This is a genomic window from Streptomyces sp. NRRL B-1140 (genome assembly GCF_001280065.1).
Lineage (GTDB): Bacteria > Actinomycetota > Actinomycetes > Streptomycetales > Streptomycetaceae > Streptomyces.
In genome coordinates this window covers 258,797-275,469 of the sequence record NZ_LGEA01000001.1, presented here as the reverse complement: position 1 = coordinate 275,469, position 16,673 = coordinate 258,797, and the positions used below count along the sequence as shown (strand labels likewise).

The 16,673-nt window shown below is 70.6% G+C and carries 13 protein-coding genes; 5 read left to right on the top strand and 8 right to left on the bottom strand.

Annotated features, from left to right (window positions below; genetic code table 11):
- Nucleotides 1–46: 46 nt before the first annotated feature.
- Nucleotides 47–1,561: an amino acid permease gene (locus ADK65_RS01215; RefSeq protein ID WP_053667865.1), complete on the top strand. Its 1,515-nt coding sequence runs from the start codon at nt 47–49 to the stop codon at nt 1,559–1,561.
- Between the two features lie 39 nt (nt 1,562–1,600).
- Here ADK65_RS01215 and ADK65_RS01210 read toward each other — a convergent pair whose 3' ends face one another.
- Nucleotides 1,601–1,972, bottom strand: coding sequence for an NTP pyrophosphohydrolase (locus tag ADK65_RS01210; protein WP_053667864.1), 372 nt, complete (start codon nt 1,970–1,972; stop codon nt 1,601–1,603).
- 66 nt (nt 1,973–2,038) lie between these two features.
- Between ADK65_RS01210 and ADK65_RS01205 the strand changes: the two genes are divergently transcribed.
- Nucleotides 2,039–3,058, top strand: a complete 1,020-nt coding sequence (locus ADK65_RS01205; RefSeq protein WP_053667863.1) for a hypothetical protein — start codon at nt 2,039–2,041, stop codon at nt 3,056–3,058.
- Between the two features lie 101 nt (nt 3,059–3,159).
- Here the strand turns inward: ADK65_RS01205 and ADK65_RS01200 are convergent, their stop codons facing one another.
- From ADK65_RS01200 to ADK65_RS01185, 4 genes are all read right to left on the bottom strand, one after another.
- A complete protein-coding gene (locus tag ADK65_RS01200) occupies nt 3,160–5,289 on the bottom strand; it encodes a 3-hydroxyacyl-CoA dehydrogenase NAD-binding domain-containing protein (RefSeq protein WP_053667862.1) in 2,130 nt (709 codons plus the stop codon).
- Complete coding sequence (locus tag ADK65_RS01195) at nt 5,286–6,503, bottom strand: thiolase family protein (protein WP_030838745.1); 1,218 nt, start codon at nt 6,501–6,503, stop codon at nt 5,286–5,288. The genes ADK65_RS01200 and ADK65_RS01195 overlap by 4 nt, the downstream gene beginning before the upstream one ends.
- A 209-nt stretch (nt 6,504–6,712) precedes the next feature.
- The gene (locus ADK65_RS01190; RefSeq protein ID WP_053667861.1) at nt 6,713–7,747 is read right to left on the bottom strand and encodes a LacI family DNA-binding transcriptional regulator; all 1,035 of its coding nucleotides are present in this window, start codon (nt 7,745–7,747) and stop codon (nt 6,713–6,715) included.
- A complete protein-coding gene (locus ADK65_RS01185; protein WP_053667860.1) occupies nt 7,744–10,113 on the bottom strand; it encodes a glycoside hydrolase family 2 protein in 2,370 nt (789 codons plus the stop codon). The genes ADK65_RS01190 and ADK65_RS01185 overlap by 4 nt, the downstream gene beginning before the upstream one ends.
- A 163-nt stretch (nt 10,114–10,276) precedes the next feature.
- Between ADK65_RS01185 and ADK65_RS01180 the strand changes: the two genes are divergently transcribed.
- From ADK65_RS01180 to ADK65_RS01170, 3 genes are read left to right on the top strand one after another with little or no spacing between them, the layout of a single operon-like run.
- Nucleotides 10,277–11,590, top strand: a complete 1,314-nt coding sequence (locus ADK65_RS01180; protein ID WP_053667859.1) for an ABC transporter substrate-binding protein — start codon at nt 10,277–10,279, stop codon at nt 11,588–11,590.
- The gene (locus ADK65_RS01175) at nt 11,590–12,534 is read left to right on the top strand and encodes a carbohydrate ABC transporter permease (protein ID WP_053667858.1); all 945 of its coding nucleotides are present in this window, start codon (nt 11,590–11,592) and stop codon (nt 12,532–12,534) included. Before ADK65_RS01180 ends, ADK65_RS01175 begins: the two co-directional genes overlap by 1 nt.
- Entirely contained in the window at nt 12,531–13,361 is an 831-nt protein-coding gene (locus tag ADK65_RS01170) for a carbohydrate ABC transporter permease (protein WP_053667857.1), read from the top strand. Before ADK65_RS01175 ends, ADK65_RS01170 begins: the two co-directional genes overlap by 4 nt.
- Before the next feature lie 75 nt (nt 13,362–13,436).
- Here the strand turns inward: ADK65_RS01170 and ADK65_RS01165 are convergent, their stop codons facing one another.
- The 3 genes from ADK65_RS01165 to ADK65_RS01155 all read right to left on the bottom strand — a co-directional run bounded on the left by ADK65_RS01165 (nt 13,437) and on the right by ADK65_RS01155 (nt 16,607).
- Nucleotides 13,437–14,726 carry a ribonuclease D gene (locus tag ADK65_RS01165; RefSeq protein ID WP_053667856.1) on the bottom strand — a complete coding sequence of 430 codons (1,290 nt, stop codon included), beginning with the start codon at nt 14,724–14,726 and terminating at the stop codon, nt 13,437–13,439.
- A gap of 187 nt (nt 14,727–14,913) precedes the next feature.
- Nucleotides 14,914–15,576, bottom strand: coding sequence for a response regulator transcription factor (locus tag ADK65_RS01160; RefSeq protein ID WP_003993737.1), 663 nt, complete (start codon nt 15,574–15,576; stop codon nt 14,914–14,916).
- Nucleotides 15,577–15,932: 356 nt separating this feature from the next.
- Nucleotides 15,933–16,607 carry a DUF3000 domain-containing protein gene (locus ADK65_RS01155; protein WP_053667855.1) on the bottom strand — a complete coding sequence of 225 codons (675 nt, stop codon included), beginning with the start codon at nt 16,605–16,607 and terminating at the stop codon, nt 15,933–15,935.
- Nucleotides 16,608–16,673: the final 66 nt, after the last annotated feature.

Sequence of the window (16,673 nt, the reverse complement as noted above, 5' to 3'; positions counted from 1 at the left end):
GCCACCTCTCGATCATGTCGAGGACGACAAGCGTGGGAGGTACCCCGTGAGCAGCACCCTCTTCCGGACGAAGAAGGTCGAGCAGTCCATCCTCGACACCGAGGAGCCAGAGCACGCGCTCAAGAAGTCCTTGTCCGCGCTGGATCTGACCGTCTTCGGCGTCGGTGTGATCATCGGTACCGGCATCTTCGTACTCACCGGCACAGTCGCCAAGGACAACGCGGGGCCCGCGGTCGCCCTGGCGTTCGTGGCCGCCGGCGTCGCCTGTGCGCTGGCCGCGCTGTGCTACGCCGAGTTCGCCTCCACGGTTCCGGTCGCCGGGTCCGCCTACACGTTCTCGTACGCCTCCCTCGGGGAGCTTCCCGCCTGGATCATCGGCTGGGACCTGGTCCTCGAGTTCGCGCTGGGGACGGCGGTGGTGGCCGTCGGCTGGTCCGGCTACATCCAGTCGCTCATGGAGAACGCGGGCTGGACGATGCCCGCGGGGCTGGGCAGCCGTGAGGGCTCCGATGTCTTCGGCTTCGACATCCTCGCCGCCGTGCTGGTCCTCGTTCTCACGGCCATTCTCGTGATCGGCATGAAGCTGTCCGCGCGGATCACCTCGCTCGTCGTCGCCATCAAGGTGACGGTCGTCCTCGTGGTGATCGTCGCGGGCGCGTTCCTCATCGAGGGGAAGAACTACGACCCGTTCATCCCCAAGGCGAAGCCCGTGGAGGCCGGGTCCAGTCTGGACTCGCCGCTGATCCAGCTGATGTTCGGCTGGGCACCCTCCAACTTCGGAGTGATGGGCATCTTCACCGCCGCCTCGGTCGTGTTCTTCGCCTTCATCGGATTCGACGTCGTGGCCACGGCCGCGGAGGAGACGAAGAACCCGCAGCGGGACATGCCGCGCGGCATCATCGGCTCCCTCATCATCTGCACGACGCTGTACGTCCTCGTGTCGATCGTCGTCACCGGTATGCAGCACTACACCAAGCTGGACGTGGACGCGCCGCTCGCCGACGCGTTCAAGGCCACCGGGCATCCGTGGTTCGCGGGCTTCATCAGCTTCGGCGCCGCGGTCGGCCTGACGACGGTGTGCATGATCCTGCTGCTCGGGCAGACCCGGGTGTTCTTCGCGATGAGCCGGGACGGGCTGCTCCCGCGGTTCTTCTCGCACGTGCACCCGCGGTTCAAGACGCCGCACCGGCCGACCATCCTGCTCGGCGTGATCATCGCCGTCCTCGCCGGGTTCACGCCACTGACCGAGCTCGCCGCCCTGGTGAACATCGGCACGCTGTTCGCCTTCGTGGTCGTCGCGATCGGCGTGATCATCCTGCGCAAGACCCGGCCCGACCTGCCCCGGGCGTTCCGCACGCCGTGGGTGCCGGTCATCCCGATCCTGTCGGTGTGCGCGTCGCTGTGGTTGATGATCAACCTCCCGGCCGAGACGTGGGTCCGCTTCGCCATCTGGATGGCCGTCGGCTTCCTCGTCTACTTCCTGTACGGCCGCAATCACAGCCGCCTCGCCCGCCGCGAGGCGGGGGAGGAGCAGCCGAGCGTGGGGGGTGGCACGCCGTAGCCTCCGTCCGACCGCCGGGTGGTGGTTCGGGGCCGTGTCCTACGGACGAACAGACCGCGGCCCCGCCACCTCCGCCCCCAGCTCCCCGACCCTCCGCCGCAGCTCCCGGTCCGCCGTGACGACAAGGACGGGACGGGTGCCGGCCGACGCGACCACCTCCACGATGTGATCGTCCCCACTGCCCGGCGCCGTCGACACCCGCACCCCGGGCACGGACTCCACGCCCCGCGCGGCCCCCTCCACCACCAGGACGATCTCCACCGGGCCGGACACGGCGGGAACTCCCTCCGCGGCCAACCGGTCCCGCAGCCGTTCCGCCGCGCCCCGGCGGTCCCGCCACCAGCCGTCCGGTACCGACCCGACGACATTCGCGGCGTCGACCACGACGAGGAGAGGCGAAGGCTCGTTCATGCGGCCAGGGTCGCACGGCGGGGGTGGGCCGCGCGCCGAGCCGTGGGGCCCGCATAAAGTGAACTGGTGAACGGCGACTGGCTCATCCGCGGCCGCGACGGCCGCCTCACCGTGTATCTGCCCTCCCGCGACGCCGTCCTGTGCCGGGCCGAGCGCGGCCCCGGCGGCCCTTGGGAGGACGAACCGCGAACCGTCGGCGGTGCCCAGAAGCTGCACCCGGAGGCAGCGGTCGGACAAGGCGCCGACCGTTACGCCCACCTGGCGGCCTGGCGGCCCACCGCCCCGGGCGAGTCAGGGCTCGTGCACACCACGCACTTCCGCCCCCACCTCGCGCCCCTGGACTGGACTCCCATCGGTCACCCGGACAAGAAGGGCGACCGTACGGGGCCGCCCGCCGTGACCGTGGACGGGGCGGGGCGCGGTTATGTCTTCGTCCGCAACGGCAAGGGCGGCGTCAGCCTGCGCAACCAGAAGGTGAAGGGCGGCTGGGGAGGCTGGCTGGACCTCGAAGGGCAGGATGTCGAGGGTGAGTTGGCCGCCGTCACGGGCGAGTCGGGGCTGGTCGAGCTGTACGCCGCCGTACCCGGCGGGATCCTGCGCTGGCGGCAGGAGTCGGACGGCAAGAAGCCGGTGCGGGCCGAGGGCGTGGACGCTTCCGTACGTCCGGGTACGCTGCGCGCTCTGGCCACGTCCGCCGAGCACACCACCCTCTTCTTCACCGACGGCTCCGGCGACCTGTGCGCCTGGCGTCCCGGTGAGAAGCCGGTGACCCTGCTGCCCTCCGCCGGCCCGGGGCCCGTCTCCGCCGTGCGGTGTGTCATCGAGGGGTACGACTGCACCGTGCTCGCCCAGCGGTCGGCGAGCGGCCGGGTCGCCTTCGCCGCGTATCCGACCGAGCAGGAGTCGGCCGGCGCCTGGTGGACCGAGTCCGGCCCCCGGCTGTCCGCCGACGCCGTCGTGTCGGTGGCGCTCGACGAGCACGAGGAGGCCGTAGCGGCCTCCCTGTCGCCCTCGACGGGGACCGTGCTGCTCACCCGCCGCAAGGACGAGCCCGGGCTGGCGCTGGAGGCCTGGCGGGAGATCTGACCGCTTGCAGAAAGTGGAACCAGCTACTTCCTCTTGAGCCTGCGAAAGGGGGCGGGTGCACGGATTGCCACCGTGCGCCCGCCCCCCTCAGGGGTTACGCGTTACGCCGGGACGCTCGCGACGCCCTGCGCCAGGAACCTCTTGCCGTTCACGCGCTCGGAGACACCCTCGCGGTCCAGGTACGGCGTGATGCCGCCCAGGTGGAAGGGCCAGCCGGCGCCCGTGATGAGGCACAGGTCGATGTCCTGGGCCTCGGCGACGACGCCCTCGTCGAGCATGATGCCGATCTCCTGCGCCACCGCGTCGAGCACGCGGTCGCGGACCTGCTCCTCCGTCAGGACCGTGTCGCCCTGCTTCAGCAGCGCGGCGACCTCGGGGTCCAGCTCCGGCTTGCCGGAGTCGTAGACGTAGAAGCCGCGCTTGCCCGCCTTGACGACGGCCGCGAGGTTCGGGGAGACCGTGAAGCGGTCCGGGAACGCCCGGTTGAGCGTCTCCGAGACGTGCAGGCCGATCGCCGGGCCGACCAGCTCCAGCAGGACCAGCGGCGACATCGGCAGACCGAGCGGCTCGACGCCCTTCTCGGCGACCTCGACGGGGGTGCCCTCGTCGATGATGTTCTGGATCTCGCCCATGAAGCGGGTCAGGATGCGGTTCACGACGAACGCCGGGGCGTCCTTGGTGAGCACCGCGGTCTTCTTCAGCTTCTTGGCGACGGCGAAGGCCGTGGCCAGCGAGGCGTCGTCGGTCTTCTCGCCGCGCACGATCTCCAGCAGCGGCAGGACCGCGACCGGGTTGAAGAAGTGGAAGCCCACGACCCGCTCGGGGTGCTTCAGCTTCGACGCCATCTCCGAGACCGAGAGGGACGAGGTGTTGGTCGCGAAGATCGCGTGCGCCGGGGCGACCGCCTCGACCTCGGCGAACACCTGCTGCTTGACGCCGATCTCCTCGAAGACCGCTTCGATGACGAAGTCGGCGTCCGAGAAGCCCTCGGCCTTGTCCAGCACACCGGACACCAGCGCCTTGAGGCGGTTGGCCTTGTCCTGGTTGATGCGGCCCTTGCCGAGCAGCTTGTCGATCTCGGCGTGGACGTAGCCCACGCCCTTGTCGACGCGCTCCTGGTCGATGTCGGTCAGCACGACCGGCACCTCCAGGCGGCGCAGGAACAGCAGCGCGAGCTGGCTGGCCATCAGACCGGCGCCGACGACGCCGACCTTGGTGACCGGGCGGGCCAGGTTCTTGTCCGGGGCACCGGCCGGGCGCTTGCCGCGCTTCTGCACCAGGTTGAAGGCGTAGATGCCGGAGCGCAGTTCGCCGCCCATGATCAGGTCGGCGAGGGCCTTGTCCTCGGCGTCGTAGCCCTGCTGGAGGTCGCCGTCCTTGGCGGCGGCGATGATGTCCAGCGCGCGGTAGGCGGCCGGGGCCGCGCCGTGCACCTTGGAGTCCGCGATGAAGCGGCCCTTGGCGACGGCCTGGTCCCAGCCTTCGCCGCGGTCGATCACCGGGCGCTCGATCTTCAGCTCGCCCTTGAGGACGGTCGCGGTCCAGATCAGCGACTGCTCCAGGAAGTCCGCGCCCTCGAAGATCGCGTCGGCGATCCCGAGCTCGTAGACCTGCTTGCCCTTGAGCTGCTTGTTCTGGTTGAGGCTGTTCTCGATGATGACCGAGACGGCCTTCTCCGGGCCGATCAGGTTCGGCAGGATCGTGCAGCCGCCCCAGCCCGGGACGAGGCCGAGGAAGACCTCGGGCAGCGAGAACGCCGGCACGGCCGCGGAGACGGTGCGGTAGGTGCAGTGCAGACCCACCTCGACACCGCCGCCCATCGCGGCGCCGTTGTAGTACGCGAAGGTCGGCACGGCCAGCTGGGACAGCCGCTTGAAGACCTCGTGGCCGCCCTTGCCGATGGCGAGTGCGTGCTCGTACTCCTTGAGGATCTCCACGCCCTTGAGGTCGGCGCCGACCGCGAAGATGAACGGCTTGCCGGTGATGCCGACGCCGGTGATCTCGCCGTCCGCCGCCTCCTTCTCGACCTGGTCGATCGCGGCGTTGAGGTTCGCCAGCGAGGCCGGGCCGAAGGTGGTCGGCTTGGTGTGGTCGTGGCTGTTGTCCAGGGTGATCAGGGCGAAGCGCCCGGCACCGAGGGGGAGGTCGAAGTGGCGTACGTGCGCACTCGTGACGACCTCGTCCGGGAACAGCTCGGAAGCCTGCTTGAGAAGCTCGGCGGTGGTGCTCACTTGTCCCCCTCGAAGTGCGGGTTCTCCCAGATGACCGTCGCGCCCATGCCGAAGCCGACGCACATGGTGGTCAGGCCGTAGCGGACGTGCGGCTGCTCCTCGAACTGGCGGGCCAGCTGCGTCATCAGGCGGACGCCGGAGGAGGCCAGCGGGTGGCCGAAGGCGATGGCGCCGCCGTACTGGTTGACGCGCTCGTCGTCGTCGGCGATGCCGTAGTGGTCCAGGAAGGCCAGCACCTGGACGGCGAAGGCCTCGTTGATCTCGAACAGGCCGATGTCGGAGATCGACAGACCGGCCTGGGCCAGTGCCTTCTCCGTGGCCGGGATCGGGCCGTAGCCCATGACCTCGGGCTCCACGCCCGCGAAGGAGTAGGAGACCAGGCGCATCTTCACGGGGAGGTCGTGCTCGCGCGCGAAGTCCTCGGAGGCGATGAGGGAGGCGGTGGCGCCGTCATTCAGACCGGCCGCGTTACCGGCGGTGACCCGGCCGTGCACACGGAACGGGGTCTTCAGGCCGGAGAGGTTCTCCAGGGTCGTGCCCGGGCGCATCGGCTCGTCGGCGGTGACCAGGCCCCAGCCCGTCTCACCGGCCTCGGGGGAGGTGCGGCGTACCGAGACCGGCACCAGGTCGGCCTGGATCTTGCCGTTGGCGTACGCCTTGGCGGCCTTCTCCTGGGAGCGCACGGCGTACTCGTCGGCGCGCTGCTTGGTGATCTGCGGGTAGCGGTCGTGGAGGTTCTCCGCGGTCATGCCCATGAAGAGGGCCGACTCGTCGACCAGCTTCTCGGAGACGAACCGCGGGTTCGGGTCCACGCCCTCGCCCATGGGGTGGCGGCCCATGTGCTCGACACCGCCCGCGATGGCGATGTCGTAGGCGCCGAAGGCGACGGAACCGGCGACCGAGGTGACGGCGGTCAGGGCGCCGGCGCACATGCGGTCGATGGAGTAACCGGGCACGGACTGCGGCAGCCCGGCGAGAATGCCCGCCGTGCGGCCGATGGTCAGGCCCTGGTCACCGATCTGCGTGGTCGCGGCGATGGCGACCTCGTCGATCTTCTTCGGGTCGAGACCGGGGTTGCGGCGCAGCAGCTCCCGGATCGCCTTCACGACGAGGTCGTCGGCACGGGTCTCGTGGTAGATGCCCTTCGGGCCCGCCTTGCCGAACGGGGTGCGGACGCCGTCGACGAAGACGACGTCCCTGACGGTACGAGGCACGATGGCTCTCCTCCAGGGTCAGGATCTGCATTGCTGCTGCGATGCGCTGAGCGCGCGCTCAGGCCCATGCTACTTATGGGTAACGTAGCTGCACACCCCTGACAGGCGGAGCGGCGAAGGTCACATCTCATCTCCGGGTGGTGCGGTGCCCTTGGGGGCGCGGGGAACTGCGCGAACAGCCACGACGCACCCGCACTCCCATTTGGCGCTCACCGAGGCGGCGCTGTGGACCCCCGGGGCGTCAGCACCGGTGTCGGCACAGGATGGGACCCACCCTCACCTCCGGCGATCACCGAGAACAACGTCCTGGCCACCTCCGCCCCGAACCCGTGCACGTCATGGCTCATAGCCGAAAGCGTCGGATGCGTCAGCCGGCACAGCTGCGAGTCGTCCCAGGCCAGCAGCGACACGTCCTCCGGTACCCGAAGCCCCATCTCCGCCGCCACCGACAGGCCCGCCACCGCCATGATGTCGTTGTCGTACACGATCGCCGTCGGCCGGTCGGCCGACGGCGCGGCCAGCAGCGAGCGCGTCGCCCGCGCCCCCGCGTCCCCCGAGAAGTCCGTCGCGACCTGCCAAGCCCCGGCCAGGGCCAGCACCCCCGCCGCCTCGTCGAACGCCGTCGTCCGGATCGCCGTGTGCCCGAGGTCCGCCGCTCCGCCCACCCGGGCGATCCGGCGGTGCCCCAGGGCGGCCAGATACCGCACCGCCTCCGTCACGGCCGTGGCGTCGTCCGTCCATACCGACGTGAGCCCCCCGGTGAGCGAGGGATGGCCGACGGCGACCGCCGGCATCCCCAGGCGCTGCGTCAGGGCCGCCCGCGGATCGTCCGCGCGGAAGTCGACCAGGATCGACCCGCCGATCTGCCGCGCCCGCCACCACGCCTCCTGGACGTCCACCTCCTCGTCCATGTTCCGCACCAGCCTCAGCAGCAGCGAGCTGGCGTGCTCGGCCAGCACGCTCTCCACGCCGGAGACGAACTCCATGTACCAGGGTTCGAGGCCCAGGACCCGGGCCGGCCGGCACACCGCCAGGCCCACCACGTCGACCCGTGATCCGGCCAGGGTCCGCGCCGTGAGGCTCGGCGCCCAGCCCAGTTCGCGCGCCGCCCGGAAGATCCGGTCCCGGGTGGCTCCCGAGAGGCCGGGCTTGTGGTTGAAGGCGAGGGACACGGCACCCTTCGACACGCCGGCGCGCGCGGCGACGTCCTTGATGGTGACGCGAGGGGGTGGCGTTGCCGTCATCGGGTGGGCTCCACGCAGTACAGGGCCGAACGGGCTCTCTCCGCGTCCGGAGTCTTCCAGCCGCGCACCCCGATGGTCACCTCTTCGCCCGGCAGCAGGGTGACGAGCCCCCGGTCGGCCCGCGCCCCCGGCGCCAGCCGGTCCGCCTGGAGCAGCAGGTCCCGGACCAGGGTGCGAGCGGTCACGGTGATGCCGTCCGGGGCGAGTTCGACATCGAACTCGGGTCGCGGATAGGCGACTTCGATGTCCGGCAGCGGGAAGTGCACCGCCCGCAGCCCGTCCACGTCGGCGACCAGGTACTCCTTCGGCCCGGCGGGCGTCAGCTCGCGCGGCACCTCGACCCGGGCCACGGTCCGTGGCCCGGCTGTGAACCTCACACCCCTGTGCCCCAGCACCTCACCCGTCACCGACATCCGGCGCAGGGTGAGCGCCCCCGTCCAGTCCCCGGCCGCCTGGTTGACGGCGGCCAGCTCCAAGCCGCCGTCCCCCGCCAGGAACGCCGGCAACCGGTCCGCGTACAGCCGCCGCAGCTCGTGGTACAGCGGCTTCTCCCGGCCGTCCCCGTCGATCGCCGCCCAGGACGTCACCGGCCAGCAGTCGTTGAGCTGCCAGACGATCGTCCCCGCGCACACCGGCCAGTGCGCACGCCAGTGTTCGATCCCGGCCGCGATCGCCCGCGCCTGGTTGAGCTGCATGAGGTAGTGCCACCGGCCGAAGTCGTCCTCCGGCACGGCGAAATGCCGCGCGAGGCCCCGCTCCAGCTTGCCGTTGCCGTCGTCGGCCTTCTGGTGGTGCAGCATGCCGGGGGAGTCCGGCGCGAGCTCCTCCCCGGGCAGGGCCCGGCGCAGCGTGCCGTACGCGGGCGGCGCCTGCCAGCCGAACTCGGCGACGAAGCGCGGCACGCTCAGCCGGTAGTCCGCGTAGTCCTCCCGGTTCCACACCTCCCACGAGTGGTGGGTGCCGTGCGCCGGGTCGTTCGGATGGTGGTCCCACGACCCCGACCAGGGGCTGCCCGCGGTGTAGGGCCGGGTCGGGTCCAGCTCCGCCACCACCCGCGGCAGCAGGCCCAGGTAGTACCCCTCGCCCCAGGAGTCCCCGGCCAGCCGCGGCTCCCACTCCCAGTCCCTGAAGCCCCACAGGTTCTCGTTGTTGCCGTTCCACAGCACGAGACAGGGGTGTGGCATCAGACGTACGACGTTCTCCCGCGCCTCGGCCTCCACCTCGCCGCGCAGCGGCTGCTCCTCCGGGTAGGCGGCGCAGGCGAACGGGAAGTCCTGCCACACCAGCAGCCCGAGCTCGTCGCAGGCGTCGTAGAAGTCCTCGCTCTCGTAGATCCCGCCGCCCCAGACCCGTACGAGATCCACCCCCGCGCCGGCCGCCTGCTCCAGGCGCTCCCGGTAGCGCTCGCGGGTGATCCGGGAGGGGAGGACGTCGTCGGGGATCCAGTTGACGCCCCGCGCGAAGAGCCGTTCGCCGTTGACGACGAAGGTGAAGCCGGTGCCGTGCCCGTCGGCTCCCCGGTCCAGCTCCACCGTCCGGAAGCCGATGCGCCGCCGCCACACGTCCAGGGCGTCCTCGCCGTGCAGCAGCGTCAACTCGACCTCGTACAGCGGCTGTTCGCCGTACCCCCGCGGCCACCACAACTCCGCGTCCGGCACCCGCAGCCGTACGATCCCGCCCGCGCCCTCGATCTCGGCGCGCGCCCGCACCCCCGCCACGGTCGCCTCCACGGCGAGCGGTGCCTCGACCCGGGTCCGCTCGACGTCCACGTTCAGCTCGACGACGCCCGTGCCCTCGTCGACGGTGACCAGCGGACGTACCCGGGCGATCCGTGCCGTCGACCAGTGCTCCAGGCGCACCGGCCGCCAGATCCCGGCCGTCACCAGGGTGGGCCCCCAGTCCCAGCCGAACGAGCAGGCCATCTTGCGCAGGTACTGGTAGGGCTCGGCGTAGGCCGCCGGCCGCTCGCCCAGCCGGCCGCGTACGGCCTCCGCCTCCGCGTACGCCGAGACGAACCGCACGGACAACCGCCCGGACAGGCCCGTCACGTCGAACCGGTACGAGCGGTGCATGTTGCGGACCTTCCCCAGCGTCCGCCCGTCCAGGGAGATCTCGGCGACGGTGTCGAGCCCCTCGAAGACCAGGTCGGTCTGCTCCTGCGCGGACGAGCCGCCGAGATCCCGCTCGTAGGTCCAGTCGCGGCGCCCCACCCAGGCCACCTCGGTCTCGTTCCGGCCGAGGAACGGGTCCGGGATCACCCCGGCCGCCATCAGGTCGGTGTGCACGCACCCCGGCACGGTGGCCGGCAGCCTGTCCGAGTCGTGCCGCAGGATCCATCCGTCGCCGAGCGGTGTGGCCTCCAGCATGCGCACTCCCTTAACCGGTTCAGTGAAGAGTCGGATGTCGTTTTCGCATCGTTGGCGGGATTGGGACTTTACCGGTTGAGTAAGCGCTGTCAGAGTTCCGAACCAGCCATACCGCACGTGCTCGTCCGTCCCGAGTTCCCCTCAGCGAACGGAGCTGACGCACATGAACCGCCGTACCCTCCTCGCCCTCGCCGCGGGCGCCGCCCTGCTGGCCTCCGGCTGCACCGGCACCGGAAGCTCCACGAAGGGTGCCGACGCCGAGGCTCCCGACGACCCCGCGAAGGTCAGCGGAACCATCACAGTCCTCACCCACCGCACCGACCTCGTGCAGGACGGGACGATGAAGAAGTACGCCGCCGAGTTCAACGAGACGTACCCCAAGGTGAAGGTCGAGTTCGACGGCATCACCGACTACGAGGGCGAAGTCAAGATCCGTATGAACACGGAGAACTACGGGGACGTCCTGATGATCCCCTCGGTGATCGAGAAGAAGGACTACCCCAGGTTCTTCGCCTCGCTGGGCAGCGAGGCCGAGCGGAGCAAGAAGTACCGCTTCACCGACTTCACGACGGTCGACGGCAAGGTCTACGGCCAGAGCCCGCTCGGCGCCCTTCCGGGGTTCATCTACAACAAGAAGGTGTGGAGACAGGCCGGGGTCACCGAATGGCCCACGACACCGGCCGAGTTCCTCGCCGGCCTGAAGGCGATCAAGTCGAAGACCGACGCGATCCCCTACTACACCAACTTCAAGGACAAGTGGCCGCTCAGCCAGTGGACGGACGCCAAGGGCTCGGTCAGCTGTGACGAGCAGGCCACGACCAGGCTCGCCGAGGGCAACCCCTGGGCCGAGGGCGCCGACCTGCGCGTGGCGGACACCCTGCTGCACGACATCGTGCACGAGGGGCTCGTCGAGAAGGACCCGACGACCACCAACTGGGAGGCGTCCAAGCCGAAGCTGGCCAAGGGCGAGATCGCCACCATGTGGCTCGGCTCCTGGGCGGTCATCCAGATGCAGGGCGCGGCGAAGCAGGCCGGCGCCGACCCGGACGACATCGGGTTCATGCCCTTCCCCGCCCAGAAGGGCGGCACGTTCTGCGCGGTGACGTCACCCGACTACAACCAGGCCGTCAACGTCAACTCCTCGCACAAGGAGGCCGCCCGGGCCTGGATCGACTGGTTCACCGAGAAGTCCGGCTACGCGCAGGACAACCTGGCGCTGTCCCCGCTCAAGGACGCCCCGCTGCCCGGTGTCCTGAAGCCCTACGAGGAGGCGGGCGTCAAGCTCCTCGAACTCGACGACAGCAAGGGCGCCGAGGTGAAGAGCATCGACAACCGGTCCGAGGTCGGCATCTACAAGCCCGACTACCGCCAGGAACTCGTCGACCTGGCCCGCGGCGCCAGGAAGGGCGACGTGGACGACTTCCTGGACGGCCTCGGCGAGAAGTGGACCGAGACGCAGAAGTCACTGGGGTCCTGATGCCGGGCGCCACCGAGACGGCGGCCGTCCAGGCCGCCGCGAAGGCGACCGCCGCCCCGGCCCCCACCCCGCGCCCGGCACGCCGGTGGCGCGGGGCCACCCCCTGGCTCTTCCTGCTCGCCCCGCTCACTCTCCTGGTGGTCTTCACCTACGCCCCGATCGCGAACATGGTCGCGTACAGCTTCACCGACTGGGACGGAGTGAGCCCCGAACTGCACTACACGGGCGCGGAGAACTACTCCGAACTCTTCACCCGGTCCGAGCTGTTCGAGGTCTTCTGGGTCAGCGGCTACTACCTGGCGGCCTCCGTCGTCCAGATCGTCGCCGCCCTCTACTTCGCCACGATCCTCAGCTTCGACGTCCGCTTCCGGAACTTCTTCAAGGGCGTGCTGTTCTTCCCGTACCTGATCAACGGGGTGGCGATCGGTTTCGTCTTCCTCTACTTCTTCCAGGACGGCGGCACCCTCGACTCGGTGCTGAGCCTGTTCGGCGTGGAGAGCGACCGGGCCTGGCTCGGCACCCCGGAGTCGGCGAACACCTCCCTGGCCGGTGTCTCCGTCTGGCGCTACCTGGGCCTGAACTTCGTGCTGTTCCTCGGCGCGATCCAGTCGATCCCCGGGGAGCTGTACGAGGCGGCCGAGCTGGACGGCGCGAACCGCTGGCACCAGTTCCGGTACATCATCGCGCCGGGCATCAAGCCGGTGCTGTCCCTCACCGTGATCCTCTCGATCTCGGGCTCGCTGTCGGTCTTCGAGATCCCGTACATCATGACGGGCGGCGCGACCGGCACCGAGACGTTCGTGATCCAGACCGTGAAGCTGGCGTTCCAGTTCAACAAGACGGGGCTCGCCTCGGCGGCCGCGGTCGTGCTGTTGCTGATCGTCCTGGCGGTGACCTGGGTGCAGCGGCGTCTGGCCCCCGACGACAAGGTGGACCTCGTATGAACCGCCGCGCGGTGACCCGCGTCCTCGTGTACCTGTCGCTGATCGCCGCGACCGCGGTGGTCCTGCTCCCGCTCGCCGCGGTGTTCCTGACGTCCCTCAAGTCCGAGCGGGAGATGGCCGGCGGCAGCGGAGCGCTAGCGCTGCCCGACGACCCGACGAACGTTCACAACTACGTGACGGCGTTCCAGGACGGCCGGATGCTCTCGGCCTTCGGCAACACGGCGATCATCCTGGTCGTCGCCATCGGCGGCACGGTCCTCATCGGCTCGATGACGGCGTACGCCGTCGACCGGTTCCGGTTCCGCTTCCGCAAGGCGGTCCTGGCCCTGTTCCTGGTCGCCGCACTGGTCCCCGGCGTGACCACGCAGGTGGCCACCTTCCAGATCGTCAACAGCTTCGGCCTGTTCGACAGCCTGTGGGCGCCGATCGCCCTCTACATGGGCACGGACATCGTCTCGATCTACATCTTCCTGCAGTTCGTCCGGTCCATCCCCACGTCCCTGGACGAGGCGGCCCGCCTGGACGGCGCGAACGCCTTCACGGTCTACCGCAAGATCATCTTCCCGTTGCTGAAGCCGGCGATCGCGACGGTCGTGATCGTGAAGGGGATCACCGTCTACAACGACTTCTACATCCCCTTCCTCTACATGCCCTCCGAAGATCTTGGCGTGATCTCGACGTCGCTGTTCCGCTTCAAGGGCCCCTTCGGCGCCCACTGGGAGACGATCTCGGCGGGCGCGATCCTGGTGATCGTCCCGACCCTGATCGTCTTCCTGTTCCTCCAGCGGTTCATCTACAACGGCTTCACCAGGGGAGCGACCAGGTGAGGAGGCCCCCAGGGGGCGCGGGGAACTGCGCGAACAGCCACGGACAGCCCGCAGCCGCCCGTCCGGGAAGGCCCTCTACGGCGCTTTGGCGGACAACGCGGTCACCAACACCGGCGTCACCTGCTCCACCTGCCACGGCCGAGCCCCGTGCCCGGCCAGGGCGGTGGCCACCGACTCGGCGTCGACCACCGCCGGAGGCTCCCAGCACACCCGCCGCACCGTGTCCGGCGTGATCAGGTTCTCCTGCGGCATGCCCAGCTGCTCGGCCAGCGCCGACACCCCGGCCCGGGCGGCGGACAACCGTGCCGCGGCCGCGGGGTCCTTGTCGGCCCAGGCGCGCGGCGGCGGAGGCCCGGCCACCGGCTGCCCCGGCTGCGGCAGCTGCGCCTCGCTCAGCGCCTTCGCCCTGTCCACGGCCGCCTGCCACTGCTCCAGCTGCCGCTTGCCCACGCGGTGGCCGAAACCGTTCAGCGCGGCCAGCGCGTGCACATTGGCCGGAACCGCCAGCGCGGCCTCGACGATGGCCGCGTCCCCGAGCACCTTGCCCGGCGAGACGTCCCGCCGCTGCGCGATCCGGTCCCGGGTCTGCCACAGCTCGCGCACGACGGCCAGCTGCCGCCGGCGGCGCACCTTGTGCATGCCGGACGTGCGCCGCCAGGGATCCTTGCGGGGCTCGGCGGGCGGGGCCGAGGCGATCGCGTCGAACTCCTGGCGGGCCCACTCCAGCTTGCCCTGCCGGTCCAGCTCCTTCTCCAGCGCGTCGCGCAGGTCGACGAGGAGTTCCACGTCCAGCGCCGCGTACCGCAGCCAGGGCTCGGGCAGGGGCCGGGTCGACCAGTCGACGGCGGAGTGTCCCTTCTCCAGGACGAAGCCCAGCACGCTCTCGACCATCGCGCCGAGGCCGACCCGGGGGAACCCCGCGAGCCGCCCGGCCAGCTCCGTGTCGAACAGCCGCGTCGGCACCATGCCTATCTCGCGCAGGCAGGGCAGATCCTGGGTGGCGGCGTGCAGTACCCACTCGGTGCCGGACAGGGCGTCGCCGAGGGCGGACAGGTCGGGGCAGGCGACGGGGTCGATGAGGGCCGTTCCGGCGCCCTCGCGGCGCAGCTGCACGAGGTAGGCGCGCTGCCCGTAGCGGTAGCCGGACGCGCGTTCGGCGTCGACGGCGACGGGCCCGGACCCCGCCTCGAAGGCGGCGACCACCCGGGCCAGGGCGGTCTCGTCCGCGATGACGGGCGGAATGCCCTCACGCGGCTCCAGCAGAGGGATCGGCGCCTCCGTAGCAGAAGATCCGCCGTCGTCCGGAGGGGCGCCTCCGGTGGTTCGCAGTGAGCTGTCTGCTGCGGTGTCGTGGGCGTCGGTCACATGTCAAGGGTATCCATGTGTGGACAGCGCCCGCCGACGGAACGTTCCGGCGGCGGGCGCTCGAGGGTCGCAAACCAGTCATGTCGGGGAAGCAGCGGGTTCACGAACCGTGAGTGACGTGGACGGGGCCGACGGCCGGTCCCGTGTCACGTGAGGGGTGATCACCGAGGGGCCACGGCGGAGCGGGTCAGTGGATGATCCCGGTCCGCAGCGCCACGGCGACCATGCCGGCGCGGTCGCCCGTGCCGAGCTTGCGGGCGATGCGGGCGAGGTGGCTCTTGACGGTCAGGGCGGACAGGCCCATCGAGACGCCGATCGCCTTGTTCGACTGACCCTCCGCGACCAGCCTCAGCACCTCGACCTCACGACCGGACAGCTCGCGGTAGCCGCCCGGGTGGCTCGGGGCACCCGGGGGGCGGCGGTGCAGTCGTGCGGCGGCGGCGCCGATCGGGGCGGCGCCCGGCCGGGTGGGGAGCCCGACGTTGGTACGGGTGCCGGTGACGACGTAGCCCTTCACGCCGCCGGCGAGTGCGTTGCGCACGGCGCCGATGTCGTCGGCGGCGGAGAGGGCGAGCCCGTTGGGCCAGCCCGCGGCGCGGGTCTCCGACAGCAGCGTGAGGCCGGAGCCGTCCGGCAGGTGGACGTCTGCGACACAGATGTCGCGGGGGTTGCCGATGCGGGGACGAGCCTCCGCGATGGACGAGGCCTCGATGACATCGCGCACACCGAGCGCCCACAGGTGGCGGGTGACGGTGGAGCGGACGCGGGGGTCGGCCACGACCACCATGGCGGTCGGCTTGTTCGGGCGGTAGGCGACCAGGCTTGCGGGCTGCTCGAGGAGAACGGACACCAGGCCTCCTGGGGTGCGGGACGGGGCCGGCTCGTGGGGGGTGAAGCCGGGACGAACCGTGCTTTCAAGGTCACAGTCGTCTTCGGCACCGAACCCGTCCGCCTTTAGAGAATGATCACGAATCGGTGATAACAATCCGTGCAATTCGGACACGCGGTCGATCATTCGAAGGTCGAACGGTTTCGGTCTGTGTCGATACGCGGTTGAAAGTGGCCGTATCGACAAAGTGATTCGGCCAAGAGGGGTACTCAGGTGTGATCGTCGACCGGACATGGTTGACCGCCCCGCACAAGGTCGATCAGTGCGGGGCGGTCAGAGGGCTGTCAGGGGCCGATCAGAGGCCGGTAAGGGGCCGGTCAGCGGGACTGAGGGCCTCGCCGCTGGGGCAGCGTCACCACCGACGCGTCCCCGGGAACGGCCGGGGGCAGTCCCGCGATCTGGGCGAGCAGATCGCACCAGCCCGCCAGGTGCGCGGCCGTGTCCGGGACGCCGCCCAGACCCTCGCGCGGCGTCCACGACGCGCGGATCTCGATCTGCGAGGCGGCCGGGCGCGCGGAGAGCCCGCCGAAGTAGTGGGAACTCGCGCGCGTGACCGTGCCGCTCGGCTCCCCGTAGGCCAGCCCGCGCGCCTGGAGCGCGCCGGTCAGCCAGGACCAGCACACCTCCGGCAGCAGCGGGTCCGCCGCCATCTCCGGCTCAAGCTCCGCGCGCACCAGCGTCACCAGCCGGAACGTGCCGCGCCAGGCGTCGTGTCCGGCCGGGTCGTGCAGCAGCACCAGCCGGCCGTCGGCCAGATCCTGGTCGCCGTCGACGACCGCGGCCTCCAGCGCGTAACTGTGAGGAGCGAGCCGCCTGGGCGGGGGCGTCGGCTCGACCTCGATCTGGGGCCGCAGCCGCGCCGCCCTGAGCGCGTCGACGGCGGCCCGGAAGGGCAGCGGGGCGGAGTCCTCCTCCCGCCGGTGGTTCTCGGTGTCCTTCGCTTCGTCCATTCCGCCGGCGCCGTCCGACGGTCGTCCCTGAGCCGCAGCCATGCGGGAAGATTACGGGGACCGGAGCCCGGGTGCGGGGCTAGACACCCCGCGCCTCTCCAGGGGCTG